18 protein-coding genes are annotated in these 18,285 nt (G+C 70.3%); 11 read left to right on the forward strand and 7 right to left on the reverse strand.

Translation table 11 applies throughout. The features are described from left to right. The first annotated feature begins 50 nt into the window (after positions 1-50). From BKA15_RS13545 to BKA15_RS13575, 7 genes are all read left to right on the forward strand, one after another. Positions 51-1,457: an alkaline phosphatase PhoX gene (locus tag BKA15_RS13545; protein WP_179751540.1), complete on the forward strand. Its 1,407-nt coding sequence runs from the start codon at positions 51-53 to the stop codon at positions 1,455-1,457. A gap of 141 nt (positions 1,458-1,598) precedes the next feature. Continuing rightward, the gene (locus BKA15_RS13550; RefSeq protein WP_218871293.1) at positions 1,599-2,714 is read left to right on the forward strand and encodes an AMP-binding protein; all 1,116 of its coding nucleotides are present in this window, start codon (positions 1,599-1,601) and stop codon (positions 2,712-2,714) included. 10 nt (positions 2,715-2,724) lie between these two features. Further along, a complete protein-coding gene (locus BKA15_RS13555) occupies positions 2,725-3,627 on the forward strand; it encodes a 1,4-dihydroxy-2-naphthoate polyprenyltransferase (protein WP_312879013.1) in 903 nt (300 codons plus the stop codon). A gap of 89 nt (positions 3,628-3,716) precedes the next feature. Continuing rightward, a complete protein-coding gene (locus BKA15_RS13560; RefSeq protein WP_179751542.1) occupies positions 3,717-6,773 on the forward strand; it encodes a CDP-glycerol glycerophosphotransferase family protein in 3,057 nt (1,018 codons plus the stop codon). A gap of 240 nt (positions 6,774-7,013) precedes the next feature. After that, positions 7,014-7,772 carry a hypothetical protein gene (locus BKA15_RS13565; RefSeq protein ID WP_179751544.1) on the forward strand — a complete coding sequence of 253 codons (759 nt, stop codon included), beginning with the start codon at positions 7,014-7,016 and terminating at the stop codon, positions 7,770-7,772. A 155-nt stretch (positions 7,773-7,927) separates the two neighbouring features. Beyond that, positions 7,928-8,656, forward strand: coding sequence for a hypothetical protein (locus BKA15_RS13570; protein ID WP_179751546.1), 729 nt, complete (start codon positions 7,928-7,930; stop codon positions 8,654-8,656). Between the two features lie 587 nt (positions 8,657-9,243). Beyond that, complete coding sequence (locus BKA15_RS13575; protein WP_179751548.1) at positions 9,244-9,456, forward strand: hypothetical protein; 213 nt, start codon at positions 9,244-9,246, stop codon at positions 9,454-9,456. On the opposite strand, the gene BKA15_RS13580 is transcribed toward BKA15_RS13575, so the two are convergent. Further along, positions 9,449-10,594: a glycosyltransferase gene (locus BKA15_RS13580; protein ID WP_179751550.1), complete on the reverse strand. Its 1,146-nt coding sequence runs from the start codon at positions 10,592-10,594 to the stop codon at positions 9,449-9,451. The genes BKA15_RS13575 and BKA15_RS13580 overlap by 8 nt on opposite strands. 29 nt (positions 10,595-10,623) lie before the next feature. Between BKA15_RS13580 and BKA15_RS13585 the strand changes: the two genes are divergently transcribed. Further along, positions 10,624-10,938 (forward strand): nucleotide pyrophosphohydrolase, encoded by a 315-nt coding sequence (locus tag BKA15_RS13585; RefSeq protein WP_312879014.1) that lies wholly within the window; start codon positions 10,624-10,626, stop codon positions 10,936-10,938. Here BKA15_RS13585 and BKA15_RS13590 read toward each other — a convergent pair whose 3' ends face one another. Genes BKA15_RS13590 through BKA15_RS13600 form a run of 3 tightly spaced genes read right to left on the reverse strand, consistent with a single transcriptional unit; the run spans position 10,939 to position 13,447 of the window. After that, positions 10,939-11,715, reverse strand: coding sequence for an amino acid ABC transporter ATP-binding protein (locus BKA15_RS13590; protein ID WP_312879015.1), 777 nt, complete (start codon positions 11,713-11,715; stop codon positions 10,939-10,941). Continuing rightward, positions 11,712-12,587, reverse strand: coding sequence for an amino acid ABC transporter permease (locus tag BKA15_RS13595; RefSeq protein WP_312879016.1), 876 nt, complete (start codon positions 12,585-12,587; stop codon positions 11,712-11,714). Before BKA15_RS13595 ends, BKA15_RS13590 begins: the two co-directional genes overlap by 4 nt. Continuing rightward, positions 12,584-13,447 carry an ABC transporter substrate-binding protein gene (locus BKA15_RS13600; protein ID WP_179751554.1) on the reverse strand — a complete coding sequence of 288 codons (864 nt, stop codon included), beginning with the start codon at positions 13,445-13,447 and terminating at the stop codon, positions 12,584-12,586. Before BKA15_RS13600 ends, BKA15_RS13595 begins: the two co-directional genes overlap by 4 nt. A 90-nt stretch (positions 13,448-13,537) precedes the next feature. On the opposite strand from BKA15_RS13600, the gene BKA15_RS13605 reads away from it, so the two are divergent. Next, positions 13,538-13,789 (forward strand): PLD nuclease N-terminal domain-containing protein, encoded by a 252-nt coding sequence (locus tag BKA15_RS13605; protein WP_179751556.1) that lies wholly within the window; start codon positions 13,538-13,540, stop codon positions 13,787-13,789. On the opposite strand, the gene BKA15_RS13610 is transcribed toward BKA15_RS13605, so the two are convergent. Together BKA15_RS13610 and gnd are read right to left on the reverse strand one after the other, a co-directional pair. Continuing rightward, positions 13,786-14,283: a gluconokinase gene (locus BKA15_RS13610; RefSeq protein WP_312879017.1), complete on the reverse strand. Its 498-nt coding sequence runs from the start codon at positions 14,281-14,283 to the stop codon at positions 13,786-13,788. The two genes, BKA15_RS13605 and BKA15_RS13610, sit on opposite strands and share 4 nt — an antisense overlap. Continuing rightward, entirely contained in the window at positions 14,280-15,716 is a 1,437-nt protein-coding gene (gene gnd / locus BKA15_RS13615; RefSeq protein WP_376766803.1) for an NADP-dependent phosphogluconate dehydrogenase, read from the reverse strand. The genes BKA15_RS13610 and gnd overlap by 4 nt, the downstream gene beginning before the upstream one ends. A gap of 179 nt (positions 15,717-15,895) precedes the next feature. On the opposite strand from gnd, the gene BKA15_RS13620 reads away from it, so the two are divergent. Next, positions 15,896-16,879, forward strand: a complete 984-nt coding sequence (locus BKA15_RS13620; RefSeq protein ID WP_179751561.1) for a hypothetical protein — start codon at positions 15,896-15,898, stop codon at positions 16,877-16,879. Between the two features lie 318 nt (positions 16,880-17,197). On the opposite strand, the gene BKA15_RS13625 is transcribed toward BKA15_RS13620, so the two are convergent. Beyond that, the gene (locus tag BKA15_RS13625) at positions 17,198-17,389 is read right to left on the reverse strand and encodes a hypothetical protein (protein WP_179751563.1); all 192 of its coding nucleotides are present in this window, start codon (positions 17,387-17,389) and stop codon (positions 17,198-17,200) included. A 332-nt stretch (positions 17,390-17,721) separates the two neighbouring features. On the opposite strand from BKA15_RS13625, the gene BKA15_RS13630 reads away from it, so the two are divergent. Next, entirely contained in the window at positions 17,722-18,270 is a 549-nt protein-coding gene (locus tag BKA15_RS13630) for a 23S rRNA (adenine(2058)-N(6))-methyltransferase Erm(C) (protein WP_179751565.1), read from the forward strand. Positions 18,271-18,285: the final 15 nt, after the last annotated feature.

Consider the following 18,285-nt stretch of genomic DNA (forward strand, 5'->3'; position numbering starts at 1 on the left):
ACAGCTTCCTAGCGTCGTGAGTCCAGGGACGAATTTCGAGGAGATACAGCATGTCTGACCCCCAGACCCCTTCCCAGCCCGGTTCCGCCACCGACGGCACCGGCCGGCGCCAGTTCCTCCGCGGCGGACTCGCGGCCGCGGCCTCGCTGGCGGCGCTGGGCCCGCTCGAGGCCCTCGGCGCCCGGACCGCCGGTGCAGCGCCGATGACCAAGCACGCGGTCGGCCCGGACTACGGGCCGCTGAGCCCGGTCAAGGACCACACCACCGGGCTGGAGCTGCTCCGGCTGCCGAAGGGCTTCGAGTATCTGTCGTTCGGCTGGACCGGTGACGAGATGTCCGACGGCAACCCGACGCCCAGCATGCACGACGGCATGGCGGCGTTCCACCGCCGCGACGACCGGATCGCGGTCGTCCGCAACCACGAGGTGGGCAGCTTCACCGGCGCGTTCGCCGACCCGGCGTACAACCGCAGCGCCGGCGGCGGGACCACGACGATGATCTTCGACCCTGGCGCCGGCGAGTTCACCGAGGCCCGGGCCAGCCTGTCCGGCACGATCCGCAACTGCGCCGGCGGCCCGACCCCGAACGGCAGCTGGCTCACCTGCGAGGAGACCACGGTGGTCGGCGCCGACGGCACCCGGCACGGGTACGTCTTCGAGGTGCCGCACCACAAGGTCGGCGATCCGCGGCCGATCAAGGAGATGGGCCGCTACAGCCACGAAGCGGTCGCCGTGCATCCGCGGACTGGTGTCGTCTACCTGACCGAGGACGACACCCCGGCCGGGTTCTACCGCTTCACCCCGAAGCGCCGGCACACGCTGTCCGCCGGCGGCAAGTTGGAGATGCTCGTGATCAAGAACGACGACGGCTCCTCGTACAGCACCTATGCCGATCCGACCGGCACCGAGTACGAGACGTCCTGGGTCACCATCGACAACCCGGACTACGCCCCCGGCGAGGTACGGCCCGCGCTGCAGGGCCAGGCCAAAGGGGCGGCCGTGTTCCGGCGGCTCGAGGGCGCCTGGTGGGGCAACGACCGGGTCTACATCGTGTCGACCAGCGGCGGGCCGCAGGGGCAGGGCCAGGTCTTCGAGTACGACCCGGCCGAGGAGCGGATGCGCGTCCTGTTCGCCTCCCCGGACGCTTCCGTCCTGAACAACCCGGACAACATCTGCGTCAGCCCGCGCGGCGGCATCGTGCTCTGCGAGGACGGCAGCTCCGGCGAGTACCTGCACGGCCTGACCACCGACGGCGAGATCTTCCCGTTCGCGCTGAACCAGGTGGTGATCCCCGAGGGCGGCGTACCGGGGAAGAAGGTGGCGCCGGGCAACTACGGCGGCTCGGAGTGGTGCGGCTCGACGTTCGAGCCGAAGGAGGGCAAGTGGCTGTTCGCCAACGTGCAGTCCCCCGGGATCACGTTCGCGATCACCGGGCCCTGGAAGAACGGGTCCCTCTAGCCCCTTCCGCCCCACCTCACCAGGTTTCCTGTCGCTTTACGCGAGAAACTTCCCTGGTAAAGCGCCAGTTTTTCACGTTACGTGAAAAACTGGCAGGCTCCCGGAATGGGGCGGCCGCGGTAGGGCTGGGAGACTGGCGGGGTGCTGATCGTCGAACCCACGCCGGAGGCGTTGACCCCGGCGCTGGCGGCGGCGCTGGCCGGCGGCGAGCCGGTCGCGCCGCTGCCGCTCGACCCGGCCGAGCGGCGGACCGCGCTCGCGATGCTTCGACCGGACCAGCCGCTGGAGTCCGGCGAGGTCGCTGCGCTGCTCGCCACCTCCGGGTCGACCGGCCAGCCGAAGGGCGTGCTGCTGTCGGCGGCCGCCATGATCGCCGGCGCCGAGGCGACCCATGATCGACTCGGCGGGCCGGGGTCGTGGACCCTGGCGCTGCCGGCCCACTACGTCGCCGGGTTGATGGTGATCGTCCGCGGCCTGGTCGCCGGTCGCCCGGTGGCCACGGTCCGTGGTGATCTTGCCGATCTCACCGCACCGGCCGACGCCGGCCCGCACTACCTGTCGCTGGTGCCGACCCAGCTCGCCCGCGCCCTGAAGACGCCCGAGATCACTGCGGCGTTGACCGGCTTCGACACGATCCTGCTCGGCGGGGCGCCGGTCGGACCGGCCCTGCTCGAGGAGGCTCGGCGGGCCGGGTTGCGGGTGATCACCACGTACGGCACCAGCGAGACCTGCGGCGGCTGCGTCTACGACGGGATCCCGTTGCCCGGGGTCAAGATCACGCTGGAGCCGGCCAGCGACCGGGTCATGATCACCGCGCCGATGGTGTTCTCCGGCTACCGGCTCCGGCCCGACCTGACCCAGGTCGCGCTGCGCGAGGACGCGACCGGACGGACCTTGATCACGAACGACCGCGGCCGCTGGGACCATGATCGACTGACCGTACTCGGCCGCCTCGACGACGTCGTGATCACCGGCGGGATCAACGTCGACCTGGCCCAGCTGGAATGCCTGGCCGCCGAGTCCCCGGCCGCCGGCCGGGCGGAGTTGGCGATCATCGGCGTACCCGACCCGACCTGGGGGACCATGATCATCGCCGTCGCCGACGGACCTGTCGGACTGGCCGAACTGCGGGCCGACCTGGCCACCCGTTTGCCGGAACGCGGACTTCCCCGCCGGATGGTCCAGCTGCCCGCGCTGCCGCGGACCAGCAGCGGCAAGATCGACCGGCAGCGGCTGATCCAGCTCGTGACTGGGTAGCGTGAGCCCGGTGAGCGAGGACGTGACCACCGCGACTCCGCGGCAATGGCTGGCCGGAGCGCGCCCGCAGACCCTGCCCGCGGCGCTGACGCCGGTGATCGTCGGCTCCGCGCTGGCCCATGCCGCCGGCGGCTTCGCCCTGTTGCCGGCGCTGCTGGCGCTGCTGGTCGCGCTGGCCCTGCAGATCGGGGTGAATTACGCCAACGACTACTCCGACGGGATCCGCGGCACCGACAAGGACCGGGTCGGCCCGCTGCGCCTGGTCGGCTCCGGCCTGGCCCGGCCGAGGACGGTCCGGACCGCGGCGTTCGTCAGCTTCGGCGTCGCGGCCGTCGCCGGGCTGGCACTGGTCGTGCTGTCCGGCCAGTGGTGGCTGATCGCGGTCGGCGCGGCGTCGATCCTGGCCGCCTGGTACTACACCGGCGGCCGGCGTCCGTACGGCTATCTGGGCCTCGGCGAGCTGTTCGTCTTCGTCTTCTTCGGCCTGATCGCCGGCTGCGGCACGACCCTGGTCCAGTTCGGCGCGATCACTCCGGCGGCCCTGGTCGGCGCGGCTGCCGTCGGCTGCTGGACGACCGCGATCCTGGTCGCCAACAACCTGCGCGACCTGGTCGGCGACCAGGCGTCCGGCAAGCTCACCCTCGCGGTCCGGCTCGGCGACCGGGCCACCCGGATCCTCTACGCCGGCCTGATCGGCGCCGCCGCGGCCGGCCTGATCGTGGTCGCCGCCCTGACCAGCTGGTGGGCGCTGCTGGCCTTGGTCGGGGTCGCGTTGCTGGTCCCGTCGGTGCTCGCCGTGCTCCGCGGCGCCGCGGGCCGAGACCTGATCGGAGTCCTGAAGACCACCGGCCGGACCGAGGTCCTGGCCGCGCTGGCGCTCGCGATCGGCCTGGTCGTCGCCGGGCTCACGTAGCGGGAGCGTGCCCCGCGCCGCACGTTCAGGGAGGGCGGAATCGGCTAGGCTCACCAGCATTCGTCCGGCGCACTTTGGGAGGACAAGGAGTGCTGATTGCGGTCGCGGGCGCGCCCGCTTCCGCGCCCGGAGTCACGGACCGGCTGCGGGGCCAGTGTGCCGCCCTCCCGGTACGGGCTCGGGCCCGCACCGCAGACCTGCCCGATACGGATTCGGCCGGCGTGCTGACCGGCCTCGCCGACCTCGCCGACGAGGCGTCGGCCAACGGGGAGCCGCTCGCGGTCTGTGCCGCCGATCTGCTGGTCTCGGACACACCGCTGCTGCAGGTCCTGGACGACCCCCGCGACGGGTCGCGCGCGCTGATCGAAACCCTGGACCAGACCGCGCAGGTCGCCCCGACGTGCGCGATCCGGGTGGTCCGTGGCCAGTTGGTCGGCGTCGCCACAGCTCGGCACCAGTTGGGCGAGGCCACCGGTACGTTCCTCGGGCTGCTGGTGCTGCGGCCGGCGGATCTGCCGGCCGCCGCCGCGGCCTGGCGGGACGCCGCCGCCCTGCTCGTCGACCGCGGCTGGACCGACCTCGACCCGATCCAGACCGCGTTGCTCGCCCTGGTCCGGTCCGGCGCCGCGCTCACCGCGGTGCCGATCGACGGCTACCTCGGCGCCCGCGGCGCCGACGCCACCCCCGAGCTGCTCGGCCGGGTGGAGCGGCTGAACGAGGCCGACATCGCCTGGCGGCGGGCGTCCCGGCCGGGTGACGGCGTCTGGTCGACGTTCGTCCTGCGGCCGATCTCCCGGCGGCTGAGCCGCTGGGCGGTGCGGGTCGGGCTGACCCCCAACGCGCTGACCTTGATCAGCCTGGTGGTCGCGTTCGGGGCCTGCGCCATGATCGCGTTCGGTCCGCTGCCGGCGGTGATCATCGCCGCGGTCCTGCTGCAGTTCTCGTTGATCATCGACTGCTCCGACGGCGAGGTGGCCCGGTCCACCCGGTCCTACACGCCGTTCGGGGCCTGGGCCGACCTGACCTCGGACCGGGTCAAGGAATACCTGGCCCTGGCCGCCCTCGCCGTCTGTGCGGTACGAGGCGACGGCGACGCCTGGCTGCTGGCGGTGGCCGCACTCGGCCTGCAGACCGTACGGCACCTGCAGGACTACTCCTTCGCCGACACGGTGCTGATCTGGTGGCGCCGGCCGCGACCCGATCTGCGGCCGCTCCGCGAGACCGCGCCGGTCAGCCGCAAGTCCGGCCCGAGCGACGCGGTGGCCCGGATCATCGGCACCCCGACCGGACCGGTGCACTGGATCAAGCAGGCCCTGCACGCCCAGATCGGTGAACGCTGGCTGGTGCTGACGGTCGGCCTGATCGTCGGCGGACCGGTCGCCGCCCTGATCGCGTACCTGGTGCTGGTGGGCATCGCCGAACTCTGGACGCTGACCGGCTGGTTCCTGCGTACGGTCACCCGGCGGGACCGGTCCGCGCTGCCCGAAGCAGCCGCCGTGCTGCTGGCCCGACTCCGCGACGACGGCGTCCTGGTCAAGCTGCTGGCCGGCCGGCCGCGGCGTCCGCTGGCCTGGCTGTTGCCGCCGCTGCTGACCGGGCTGGAGGGCCTGACCGTGCTGGTCACGACCGCCCTGGTCGCACCGTCGGCGCTCTGGCTCGGCTTCGCCTGGCTCGCCGTCGTCGCGGCGCGCCGGTACGACCTGTTCTACCGGCACCGCACCGGGCGGCGTCCGCTGCCGTACCTGCTGTCGGTGCTCGGCGGCGGCTGGCCGGTCCGGATCCCCGCGCTGATCATCGGCGCCCTGAGCGGGCCGACCGGGCACACCTGGCTGCTCGGCGTCGGCAGCGTCTGGCTGGCCCTGGTCGTGCTGCCGGAGAGCCTCGGCTCCGCGCTGGCCTCGCTCCGGCCGGCCGGCCGTGACTACGGTGACCGGCCGCCGTTGACCGGTCCGGCCCGGCTGCGGCTGGCGAAGTCGGTGCTGCGGCGGGCCGTCTCGGTGCCGGTCAGCCGGCTGCTGATGGTGCTTCGCCCGCCGCGCCGGCAGGCCCTGGTCGGCGGGTTGCCGGACACCGAGGAGAACTCGCTGGTGACGGCGATCGGGCTGACCCGGCGGTACGGCGGCCGAGTCTTCCTGGTCGCCAATGACGTCGAGGTGGTCCGCACCCAGCTGCGCCGGGTGGCCGAACTGCTCGGCGACGGCGAGGCCGCGGAGCGGGTGACCGTGATCAGCAAGGCCGGCCTGAGCACGTACCTGATCTTCATCGACAGCGAACTGGTCCTCTACACCCACGGGTTGTACGACTCGCCGCGGCCGGTCCGGCGCCGGCTGCACGTCAACCTCTGGCACGGCACCGGCCCGAAGTGGAACGCCAACGCCAACTTCGCCCAGCGGATCGGCGCGCAGGCCCACTCCGCGTCCAGCCCGCTCTGGGGCCTGGAGGCGATCCGGGCCCTGTCGATGCGGCCGGAGACCGCCTTGGTGGCCGGCAATCCGCGGCAGGACGTGATCGCCGCGTCGACCGACCGGGCCGCCGTGGCGGCGTTGGGCCTGGATCCCGAGCGGCCGTACGTGCTCTGGCTGCCGACCTTCCGCCGCTCCACCGCGGCCGGGCTGGTCGGGCTGGCCGAGGGCGAGTCGCTGTCCCCGGCGGCGGCCGCGGCGTTCCTGGCGGCGGCCGACCGGGCGGGCGTGCAGTTGATCATCAAGCCGCACCGGCTGGACGCCGACCGGCTCGGCGAACTCGGGCTGACCGTGATCACCGACGCCGACCTGAGCGCCGCCGGAGTGACCCTGTACCAGCTGATCGGGCTGGCCGACGGGTTGCTGTCGGACTACTCGAGCGTCTGGGTCGACTACCTGGACACCGGCCGATCCATCGGGCTGTACGTTCCGGATCTGGCGAGTTACACCGCCGGCCGCGGCCTGAACCTGCCCCAGCTCGGCGACGTCGCCGGCGAGTTGATCATCACCGAGGAGTCGGCCACCGAGTTCTTCTCCGCAGTCGCGGACGGCAAGTGTTTCGCCGAGGACGCGCAGCTCCGCCTCCGCCGCCGGCTGGCCATGATCACGGTGCCCCTCGGCTCCCGTACCGACGCGCTGCTGACCGATCTGAAGGCGCTGGCCCCGGACCTGTCGCTGGACTGAGAAGCATGTCCTCGACCGTGCACCGGATGGGCGATGCGCTGCGCGCCGCCCTGCACGGCCTGCCGGCGCTGGCCTGGTACGAGATCGCCCGGACCAGGCTCGACCAACTCGCCGCGGCCGTCACCGACACGCTGGCCGGGTCCACCTGGACCGAGCCTGCCCCACGCCACCACCGGCTACACCGACGCGGCCCGCCACCTGACCACTGCCGCCGACTGCCAGACTGCCGGCCACCACGGCGTGATCAACTGGCTCACCACGAACGGTGCCGGCGAACCGGCCGCCGACGGAACCTGGCACGCCGACCTCGGCCACCCCGCCGCCTGCCAGGGCCCGCAACTGCTGTGGATCGCGATCTATCTCCACGACGCCGCCCGCACCATCGACCCCCAGGTCTTCGCCGAAGCAGCCCGACGAGCCGGCGAAACCCACCAAGCCGTCACCGGCGTCCTCGCCGGAACCAGCCACCCCGGCGGCCAGATCGCCCTGCGGGCCTTCCTTCAGGAACACGCGGAGCTGGTCTCGGCCGAAGATCTCGTGGCGTCGGCGAACCGCTCCCTGCTGATCTACCTGCACGCCGGCGTAGGCCAAGCCGTCGCCACCAGCATCCCGGCCGCGCCCTCGGCTTCGGGACCGGCGCCCGCAACCGGTAACTGGGCCGCACCCGGCAGCCGAAGCCACGGCAGGACCGTCAACGCGATCTACGAGATCTTCGTCCAGCACCGAGCCGCCCGACTGTCCGGCCGCGACCACGGCGAAAGTGTCGTCGGTCAGGAATACAAGGTCGAACACGACGGCAGCCAAGCCTGGCTCGACACTGTCCTCGTCGAAGAACGCGACGGCGAGCCAACCGAGATCGGCATCGACGCCAAGGGCAGCTACGCCCAGATCGTCGATAAAGACAGCGGAAAGTTCAAGGCGTTCTGGCGCAATTTCAAGAGCGACAAAGGTGGCCTCGAGAGTGAGATTCGCCAGGCAGTGCGTCAGGCCAAGCCATGAATGGACCTATTGAGTGGTGGTGTTTGGAACGCGAAACCGCCCGGGCATTCAATCGCGCGTTCGCGTTGGATGCACGCCTCGCAGGACGAGTGCGGGCAAGATGGGTACCCATCCCGGAGGAGTGGACATGATGAGCGAGGAATGGATGCTGCAGGTTGCTCAGCACGCAGCGCGTCGACAACTGGGCTCAGTCGGCCGAACAACTGAAGGCGTTCATGGACGCCTTGTCCGCAACGGTCTCCGCCGGCCCCTACGGCCTACCGCTGGCTTGGAAGAGTTATCAAGAGATGGATGTCGAACTATGGCACGATCTCAGCGCCATCGAACGGGAACTGGTCGACATGCGTAATACCAACGACGACGGGACCCTGGCCGGCGCTAATCCAGATTCACACGTCGTCGTGCAGGCCTACCTCGATCGCGGAAGTGACACCGATTTCTCCGACTCCGGCCAACTCCTCAATCTGAGAGCCACGCTGGGACACGATGCCGAGTTTCCCAGCATCGATGGCAAGGCAGAATTCTATGTCGGAGAACGCAAACAGCCAGCGCTCCCACTCCAAGGTCACGACCCCGGTTGGCTGGTGCAACTGATCAGCACGGCAGCGGCGTCGGTCAGCGCCGACCGGGCCAGAATCATCACGGACAGCCTGCATGACGCAATCGCCGATCGGAGAATCCTGCCGCTCGGGCTCGGCGTCCTGTCCCTCGCCCCGCACGGAATCGATCTCGACCTTCCCGCCTCGCTGACCGCCTACCCCTGCCCCACCGGCTACCCCGACGGTCAGGTCATCGTCGCCGACCTCGACCGCGCCGCGACCGACCCGGAATCCCTCGTCGACGACCTGCTCCTCCTCAACGAGGCCCTCGAAGCGGCGGGCTGACCGAAATCCAGCGCACTTCGCCGGAATGTGCCGGTCTGCCGTCGGTTTCGACCGAGTCCGCTGGATTTCGGTCAACGAGGCAGCCGTAGGGTCGCGTTCTCCAGGGTCGTGTAGAGGTCGCTCTCGGTGAAATCGGGCCGGTCTTCCTCGCCGAGGTAGACATCCAGGTGCCTGGCGCCGCCGAGGCCGGGCGTGAACTCGTCGTCGATGATCCAGGTCGGCTCCCGCAGATTCGCGCAGACGTCCTCGGCGACCTCGGCGTCGCCGCATTCGACGATCTCGACCGGCTGCCACGGGGCAACACGTCCGCGTCCGTCGCGGCGGACGAGAACGGGCGCAGGGCGTCGCCGTAGGAGTTGCGGGCCTCGGTATCGAGCCAGTAGCCGACGCCGTGCGACCAGTTCAGATAGCGCCCCGCGTGCTTGCCGCTGGTGATCCGTCCCGTGCCCTCGTCCTTGACGGCGGTGACGAAGTCGCTCGGGTAGCGGCCGAGCGGGTCGTCGCCGTTCTCGCAGTCCAGCACCGGGCAGCCGGTCACCGCGATCGGCTCACCGTGGTGGAACGACTCGACCGCGGTGTAGTAGACCGTGACCTCCCACCCCGACTGGACCACTTCCGAGGCGACGGCGCTCGGCTCGACCGCGGCCGGCCCGGAACGCGAGTCCGGTGCCCCGGTGCAGCCGAGCAGCGAGAGTCCGGTGGCGTTCGCCGCGACGACCACGCCGGGCCTGCGGGGCATCGGTCTCCTTCGCTCCACGTACGTCGAGGAGGACCATCCTGCCGGGGTCGGGGTCAGCTGACCTCGTCGTAGATGCGCTCCAGTCCCGGGGTGCAGCGGCGGATGTCGAACTTCTCGAGTACGTGAGCGCGGCCCTGCCGCCCGAGCCGCTCGGCGTACGCGTCGTCGGTGAGCACGGTCTCCAGCCGCTTCGACAGCGCGGCCACGTCCTTCTCCGGCGCGAGCAGCCCGGTGACGCCGTCGTCGACGGCCTCGCGCAACGGCCCGTGGGCGTACGAGACGACGGGGACGCCGTGAAGCCCCGCCTCGAGGAACGTCATCCCGAGACCCTCCGCGTCGCCGTCCGGCCCGGTCCGCGACGGTCCGCAGAACACCCGGGCCCGGTCCAGCGCCTTCGCCACCTCGTCGGACCCGAGAAAGCCGCGCAGCTCCACCGAGAGCCCAAGCGCATCGGCCTGCCGCCGGAGCTCACCGGCCAGCGGACCGTCGCCGATGATCGTGATCGGGGTCCGGCGCAGGTCCCCGGGCAGCCGGTCGACGGCCTCGAGCAGGTCCAGCCCGCCCTTCTTCGGCACCAGCCGACCGACGAAGACGATCCCGCGCCGCTCCGGCCACGGCGGGAACGGCGAGCTGGCGTCGAGATCCCGGACGTCGATGCCCATGTAGTGCACGGTGACCCGGTCCTCCGGGGCGCCGAGCCCGATCAGCCGGTCCGCGATGAACTCCGAGACCGCGATCAGCCGGTCCGCGTACGCGAACAGCCGGCGCAACCGCCGTCGATACTCCTGGCCGCGGCCCAGCGAGAGGCGCGGCACCCGGGTGACGTCATACCCGTGGAACGTCGCCACCATCGGCAGTCCGGCCCGCTTCGCCACCGGCAGCGCCCGGATCGCTGACGGGCCGAAGTGTGCGTGCAGCACCTCCGCTTCGGCCTCCATCAGGAAGTTGACGAACCGGCGTTCCCAGCCGACGGTGCCGAGCACCTCGCCGCGCAGCTTCTGCAACGACGACGCCCCGGTGAACGGCGCATAGTCGGCCGGGACCAGCGGCTCCGGCAGTTGCTGCAGCCCGACCCGGACCGCCCGCCAGCGGGTCATGGCCGCGATCTGATCGCGGATGAACGTCTCCGAGCCCGGCAGCCAGACGTCCCGCCAGACCGCGACGGTCGGTCGGTCGGAGGCGGGGTCGGTGGCGGGCATCTGGGAAACCTTAATGGTACGAATGCGCAGTGAGCATCAAGGCGCTGCAAGATCAGCTGGCCGATTTCGCCGATCGTCGCGACTGGGGTCCGTTCCACACTCCACGCAACCTCGTCCTGGCCCTGACCGGAGAGGTCGGCGAGTTGGCCGCCGAATACCAGTGGCTGACCGAGGCCGAGGCGGCGAAGGCGATGGACGATCCCGAGAAGGCGCGGGCGATCCGGCTGGAGATGGCCGACGTGCTGATCTACCTGCTCCGGCTGGCCACGGTCGTCGACGTCGATCTCGACGCCGCGGTACGGGAGAAGCTGGCGATCAACGAGAGCCGCTTTCCCCCGGCCTGATCAGCTGGGCATGATCATCCGGGCCAGGAACTCCCGGGTCCGCTGCTCCCGGGGCTCGGTGAAGATCATGTCCGGCGGGCCCTGCTCGAGGATCCGGCCGTCGTGCAGGAAGCAGACCTTGTCGGCGACCTGCCGCGCGAAGTCCATCTCGTGCGTGGCGATCACCATCGTCGTACCGTCGTCGCGCAGCCGGCGCAGCAGCGTCAGCACCTCGCCGACCAGCTCCGGGTCGAGCGCCGAGGTGACCTCGTCGAGCAAGATCATCATCGGCCGGTTGACCAGAGCCCGGGCGATCGCCGCGCGCTGCTGCTGACCGCCGGACAGCTGGTCCGGCCACTGCCCCGCCTGCTCGGCCAGGCCGACCCGCTGCAGCATCGCCCGGGCCTCCTCGCGCGCCTTGACCGGCGGCACCCGGTGCACCCGGATCGGCGCCAGCGTGACGTTGTCCAGCACGGACAGGTGCGGGAACAGGTTGAACGCCTGGAACACGATGCCGATCCGGGCCCGGACCCGGTCGGCGTCGATCCGCGGGTCCGAGATGTCCTCCCCGGCCAGCAGGATCCGGCCGTCGTCGAGCTCCTCGAGCAGATTGAGGCAGCGCAGCAGGGTCGACTTGCCCGACCCGGAACCGCCGATCAGCACCACGCACTCGCCCTCGGCGACCTCAAGATCAAGACCGTCCAGCACCACCCGGCGGCCGAACACCTTCCGCAGCCCTTCGGCCCGCAGCAGAGGTTCCGGGTGCCGGGGTTCGGCGGGCACGTTCTCGGCGGTCACAGGTGGCTCCCCGCGGTGCCGTACCAGCCCTGCCGCCGGGCCGCCCAGTCGGTGATCCGGGCCAGCGGGACGGTCAGCGCGACGAACAGGGCGCCGGCGACCACGTACGGGGTGAAGTTGAAGTCCGTGGCGGTCGCGATCTGGGCCGCCCGGATCGCGTCGATCACACCGAGCACGGCGATCAGGCCGGAGTCCTTCTGCAGGCTGACCAGGTCGTTCAGCAGCGGCGGGACGACCCGGCGGACCGCCTGCGGCAGCACGACGAAGCGCATCGTCTTGGCGTAGCTCAGGCCGAGCGACCGGGCCGCGGCCCGCTGCGACGGGTGCACCGATTCGATGCCGGCCCGGAACACCTCGGCCACGTAGGCCGAATAGGTCAGCACCAGCGCCGCGCCGCCCCAGATCACCGCGTCGCTCGGCAGCCCCTGCAGCCGCAGCGCCGGCACACCGAAGCCGAGCAGGAAGATCACCAGCAGCAGCGGCAGCCCGCGGAACACGTCGGTGTAGGCCGCCGCGAACATCCGCAGCGGGAAGAACACCGGGCCGCGCAGCGTCCGCAGGATCGCGATGATCAACCCGATGATCAAGATCAGGATCCCGGAAACGATCATGACCCGGATGTTCAGCCAGAGCCCGGAAGCGACCGCAGGCAAGGCATCCAGCGCCTTGACCGGATCGAAGAACGTCTGCTGCACCCGCGGCCAGCCGGGCGTCGAGGTGACCCCGATGATCACGGCGGCGACCACGACGACCGTGCTCACGATCGCGATGATCAGGGAACGGGTGGATCGGCGGCGCCGGTAGCTGATCCGTTCCAGCTGCAGGGGCGACGGCCGCCACGGCTCGCCGGTCGACGGCGAAACGATGGTCACGACAGTACGGGAGCCCCGCCCGAGCCGGACAGCCATTCCTGCTCGAGCCGCTTCAGGGTGCCGTCCGCGCGCAGTTGATCAACGACACCGGAGACACAGCCGGTCAGCCGGCTTCCCTTGCCCAGCACGAATCCGAACTGGTCCGGAGTGCCCGCCCCGGGCGGCAGCTGGCCGACGATCACGCCGTCGTCGAGCTGGGCCGCGGTCATGTAGAACGCCGTCGGCAGGTCCACCACGATGCCGTCCACCTGGCCGTTCTGGAGGGCCTGCACGGCAAGATCATTCGTGTCGTAGACGGAGGGCTGCTGGCTCGGCTTGATCTGCTCGATGATCGCCGTGTACGAGGTCGTCCCCACCTGGGCGCCGAGCTTGGCGCCGGCCAGGTCGGCGATCGCGGTCTTCCCGTCGATCGGCGAGCCCTTCGTCGTGATCACGGTCTGCGCGACGTCGTAGTAGCCGGTGGAGAAGTCGACCGCCTTGCGTCGCTCCTCGGTGATCGACACCTGGTTCAGGTCGACGTCGAACTTCTTGTCGCCCGGCGCGTACGCACTGGTGAACGGGACCACGATCCAGGTCACCTCGTCCCGCGCGAAGCCGAGCTTCTCGGCGACCGCGTAGGCCACCGCGGACTCGTAGCCCTTGCCGTTGGACGGGTCGTCGTCGACGAACCACGGCTCGTAGGCCGGCTGGTCGGTCGCGACGGTGAAGGTGCCCGGCTTGACCAGGGCCAGCGACTCCTTGGCGCAGGCCGCGGCATCGGTCGGCGGCGGCGCGCTCGACTCGACCTGCGGCGCGCAGGCCGCGGCCAGGGTCAGCGCGGCGACGGCCAGGGCGCCGAGAGCCGGACGGAGGGGGTTCATCGAGGGGCCTCCCAGGTGTTTCGAGGTCGGTTCGCCGACGGCCAAACGATACTGGCTCCGCCATGGGCGATGCGGGGCTAGGCTTTGCCCATGATCAGGTACCTGCCGATCATCATCGTGGCGCTCCTCACGATCTACTGTGTCGTCGAGGTGGCCCAGGCACGCCCGCTCGAGGTGCGCCGGATGCCGCGCTGGCTCTGGGCGACGATCATCATCTGTCTGCCCCTCGCCGGTGCGGTCTGCTGGCTGTTCTTCGGCCGCCCCAACGCCGAGTCCCGCCGCCGGTTCCAGCAGCGACCGAAGGCCCCGGACGACGACGTCGACTTCCTCCGCGGCCTCTAGAGACTTTCGAGCACGGCCGCGGCGATCTGCTCCGGCGTGCCCGTGACGCCGACGACGACGCCGTCCTCGTCGGGTTCCAGGGGTTCCAGGGTGTCCAGCTGCGAGTCGAGCAGTCCGATCGGCATGAAGTGGTCGGTCCGGGCCGACATCCGGGCCGCGATCTCCTGCCGGGATCCGTCCAGGTGCACGAACCGTACCCGGGCGTCGGCCTGGCGCAGCACGTCCCGGTAGACCCGGCGCAGCGCCGAGCAGGTCACCACGACAGGGCCGTCCGAGGCCGTGATCCAGTCCCGGATCGCGGCCAGCCACGGCTGCCGGTCCTCGTCGGTGAGCGGGGTGCCGGCCGACATCTTGGCGACGTTCTCGGCGGAGTGGAAGTCGTCCGCCTCCGCCACCGGCCAGCCCAACCGCTCGCCCAGCAGGGCGGCGACGGTCGTCTTGCCCGAACCGGCCACGCCCATCACGATGAGCGCGGTCTTCCGGGTCTCGGTCACGCCGGGCTCTCGGAGCGGTCGGCGCTCCATTCCGTGTGGAAGGTGCCGTCGCCGTCGACCCGCCGGTACGTGTGCGCGCCGAAGAAGTCGCGCTGCCCCTGGATCAGAGCGGCCGGCAGCCGCTCCGCCCGGACCCCGTCGTAGTAGGCGAGCGACGACGAGAACGCCGGCGTCGGTACGCCGTGCCGGGCCGCGGCCATGACCACCCGGCGCCAGGCGGCCAGGCTGTTCCCGATCGCGCCGGTGAAGTATTCGTCGGCGAGCAGCAGCGGTAGTTCCGGATCCCGCTGGTACGCCTCCGTGATGCGATCGAGGAACCGGGCCCGGATGATGCAGCCGCCGCGCCAGATCTTGGCCATCGCGCCCCGGTCGATGTTCCAGTCGAACTCCTCGCTGGCGGCCGCGATCTGGTCGAAGCCCTGCGAATAGGCGACCACCTTCGAGGCGTACAGCGCCAGCCGGACATCCTCGATGAACGCGTCCGGGTCGTCGACCTGCCAGGCCTCGGCGTCGGCCGGCAACACCTTGCGGGCGGCCTCGCGCTGCGGCACCGACCCGGACAGCGCCCGGGCGAAGGTGGCCTCGGCGATACCGGTGATCGGCACGCCGAGATCGAGCGCGTTCTGCACGGTCCAGCGGCCGGTGCCCTTCTGCTCCGCCTGGTCCAGCACGATGTCCACGAAAGCCGAGCCGGTCTTGGCGTCGACATGGCCGAGCACGTCGGCGGTGATCTCGATCAGGAACGACTCCAGGTCGCCCGAGTTCCAGGTTCGGAAGATGTCGGCGATCTCCGCGGCGGACTTCCCGGTGCCCTGCCGGATCAGGTCGTAGGCCTCGGCGATCAACTGCATGTCGGCGTACTCGATGCCGTTGTGCACCATCTTGACGAAGTGCCCGGCGCCGTCCGGCCCGACGTGCGTGCAGCACGGTTCGCCGTTCACCTTGGCCGAGATCTCCTCCAGCATCGGCCCGAGCGTCTGGTACGACTCCGGCGACCCGCCCGGCATGATCGACGGCCCGTTCAGCGCCCCTTCCTCACCGCCGGAGACCCCGGTGCCGACGAAGTGCAGGCCGCGCTCCTTCAGTGCCGCCTCACGCCGCCGGGTGTCCGGGAAGTGCGCGTTGCCGGCGTCGATCACGATGTCGCCCTCGTCGAGCAGCCCGAGCAGCTCGTCGATCACCGCATCGGTCGCCGCGCCGGCCTTGACCATGATCACCACGCGACGCGGCTTCTCCAACGACGCAACGAAATCCCGCATCGACTCCGAAGGTACGAAGGTCCCCTCGTCACCATGATCATCGATCAAGGACGTGGTCTTGGCGTAGCTGCGGTTGTGCACCGCGACCCGGTATCCGTGCCGGGCGAAGTTGCGGGCAAGGTTCCGGCCCATCACGGCCAGTCCGGTGACCCCGATCTGCGCAAGTTCAGCCACGATTCGACTCCATCCGTTCGGTACCTGTACGAGCAAGCGACTGCCGGGGGTAGCGTAGCCGCGCCGCCGCCGGCGCCGTCCGGCGACCGCCCCTTGAACGACCTGGCCGCCGAGCCCGACGTGGTTGCTCGCCATCGGATACTGTGACCGGAAGCCCCGTTCATGCTCAAGGAGCAGCCATGCTTCAGCCGCTTGGGATCACTGCCGAAGCCGAGGCCAGTTACGTCGTTCTGGCCACCACGGACGCCGCCTCGGTCGAGGACCTGGCGGAGCGTGCGGACGCGGCCAAGGACGCCGTCGAGCGATCACTCTCGGAGCTGCGAGCGCTCGGGCTGGCGGCCGAGACCACGCCCGGGCACTGGAAGGCACTGCCACTGCTCGATGTGGTGGCCGGACTGCGCCAGCAGCGCCAGTCCGAGCTGGAGGCGGCGACGATCGCCGCGGAATCCCTGGCCAGCCATCTGCTGGCCGCCTCGGAATCGGCCAACGACACGATCAAGATCCTGGTCGGCGCGGACGCGATCGTCGCGGCCCGGCGGGAGATCTGCGATTCGGCGAAGCGGGAGATCTGCGCGTTCGACAAGCCGCCGTACGTCCAGGCCCGGCCCAACGCAACCCCGGAGAGCCTCACCGAGGAGGCCCCGGAATGGCAGGCCCTGGAACGCGGGGTCCAGATCCGCGCCGTCTACCATCCCGGATTCGATTCGGACCGACTGTCCGAGTTGTCCCTGTTCGCTCAGAAGGGTGAGCAGTCCCGGACGGCGCCGGTGCCGATGAAGCTGCTGATGGCGGACGCGCAGGTTGCGCTGATCCCCTCGATGCGTTCGTACGGACCCGGCCACGAACTGCGCGCCTCGCTGACCCGGCACCCGATGTTGATCGAGACGCTGCAGTGGTTGTTTGAGGGTGTCTGGGACGCGTCGGTGCCGATCATCACCCACTACGGGCGTACGGATCCGCGGCGGCAGATGTTGATCTCGCTGTTGATGACCGGCTCGACGGACAATGCCATCGCCGGCCAGCTCGGAGTCACGGTGCGGTCGGTCCGGCGGTGGATCTCCGACCTGATGGACGAGCTGGGAGTGAGCACCAGACTGCAACTCGGGGCTGCGCTGGTGCGGGCGGATGCGCTGAACCAGACCCCCGATCGGCAGCGCGCCTGAGAATTGCCGTTGATCTCAGCGTCAACATCTTCCCAAGCCGGGCACTTCAAGGCTACGATCCCACACAGAAAGAAGCCACGCCCGCGGTCCTCTGGGAAAGGACCGCGGGCGTCGCCCAGGGGGAGGAGATCCTCATCAGTCTCGGGGGATGACTGATAAGGACATCAGCGACAGATTCGGTGCTCACATCACCGGTCTGTCTTTCCGGGAACGTCAGGTAATCCCGGCTTCCTTGCGGAAGTCTCTTGTGTTGTCATCGCCGTGGACCCTCACTTCCTGACAGTGAGGTCGGTGACCCGGCGGTCTTGCCTTCTCTATTCAGATGCTGTTGACATCACTGTGGATGCCCACGCTCTGCGTCTTGACTCCGTTGACGCCGTCTGCCTTGATGCTGTTCACCGCACTCGCCGCCGTAGCCGCCGCAGCAATCACGCCCACCGCCAACACGGCCGCGGCTACTGCTCGGACAACGGTGCGCTTTCCCCTGAAACCCACGTGGTTGTGAGACATGCAACTCTTCCTTCCTGTTGGTGCCAGCCTCCGCTTCCCAGTTGCTTCGGCAGTCACCCCTGACGTTGGTTAGAACTTATTCGACCCGGGAGACGAAGTCACCACTTTTCAGTGTCCAGTACTGGAAATGTCCTAAAGAGGACCTTGGCGGTCGCCGTGCGACCTGACCGCCCCCGGGCTTCACCAGGCCAGGATGGCCCCGCCCCAGAGCACGGTCAAGCCGCCTCTCACCAGGCGATGAACCGCCGGCCCCGGACCCGCGGAAAACCCTTCGCGGACCGTGAGGATGCTCGGTACGGTCGCCACCATGATCACGTTCATGATGGTGACGCGTGTCCGGGGCAGGGCGGCGCAGGCCGTCCACCCGACGGGAGTGGGCCTGGCACCAGCTCGACCCTGAGTGGGCGGGACGGCTCGTCGACCAGGCTGAGGTTCGGCCGGGCCAGCTGGTGGTCGAGTTCGGCGCCGGCACCGGAGCGGTCACCGCACCGTTGCTGGACAGCGGAGCCAGGGTGATCGCGATCGAGTGGCATCCCGGCCGCGCGGCGGCGTTGCAGCGCCGGTTCGGCTCGGCCGCGGCGAACGGAACCTTGAAGGTCCTGGGGATCGACGCCCTCGACTTCCGGCTGCCCGCCCGGCCGTTCCGCGTGATCGCCAATCCGCCGTACTCCATCACCTCGGCGCTGCTGAGACTCATCACGGCCCGGCACAGTCGCATGATCCGGGCCGACCTGGTGCTCCAACGGGGCGCGGTGAACGGCCTGCTGGAGCGGCCGCCGCGTTGGTTCGTCGGGGTCCGCGGGGTACGGGTACCGCGGTGGGCGTTCGCGCCACCGCCCGAGGTCGACTCGGCGGTGCTCACGCTGCGGCGGCGACGTTGACAGGCAGTGTTCTTG

This window comes from Microlunatus parietis (genome assembly GCF_013407955.1).
In the GTDB taxonomy this organism is placed as follows: Bacteria; Actinomycetota; Actinomycetes; order Propionibacteriales; family Propionibacteriaceae; genus Microlunatus; species Microlunatus parietis.

Excerpts from the sequence above, each read along its gene's own strand:
- BKA15_RS13545 (WP_179751540.1), top strand. The coding sequence starts at position 51 with ATGTCTGACCCCCAGACCCCTTCCCAGCCCGGTTCCGCCACCGACGGC.
- BKA15_RS13580 (WP_179751550.1), bottom strand. The coding sequence starts at position 10,594 with ATGCCCGCCACCGACCCCGCCTCCGACCGACCGACCGTCGCGGTCTGG.
- BKA15_RS13600 (WP_179751554.1), bottom strand. The coding sequence starts at position 13,447 with ATGAACCCCCTCCGTCCGGCTCTCGGCGCCCTGGCCGTCGCCGCGCTG.
- BKA15_RS13605 (WP_179751556.1), top strand. The coding sequence starts at position 13,538 with ATGATCAGGTACCTGCCGATCATCATCGTGGCGCTCCTCACGATCTAC.
- BKA15_RS13620 (WP_179751561.1), top strand. The coding sequence starts at position 15,896 with ATGCTTCAGCCGCTTGGGATCACTGCCGAAGCCGAGGCCAGTTACGTC.
- BKA15_RS13625 (WP_179751563.1), bottom strand. The coding sequence starts at position 17,389 with ATGTCTCACAACCACGTGGGTTTCAGGGGAAAGCGCACCGTTGTCCGA.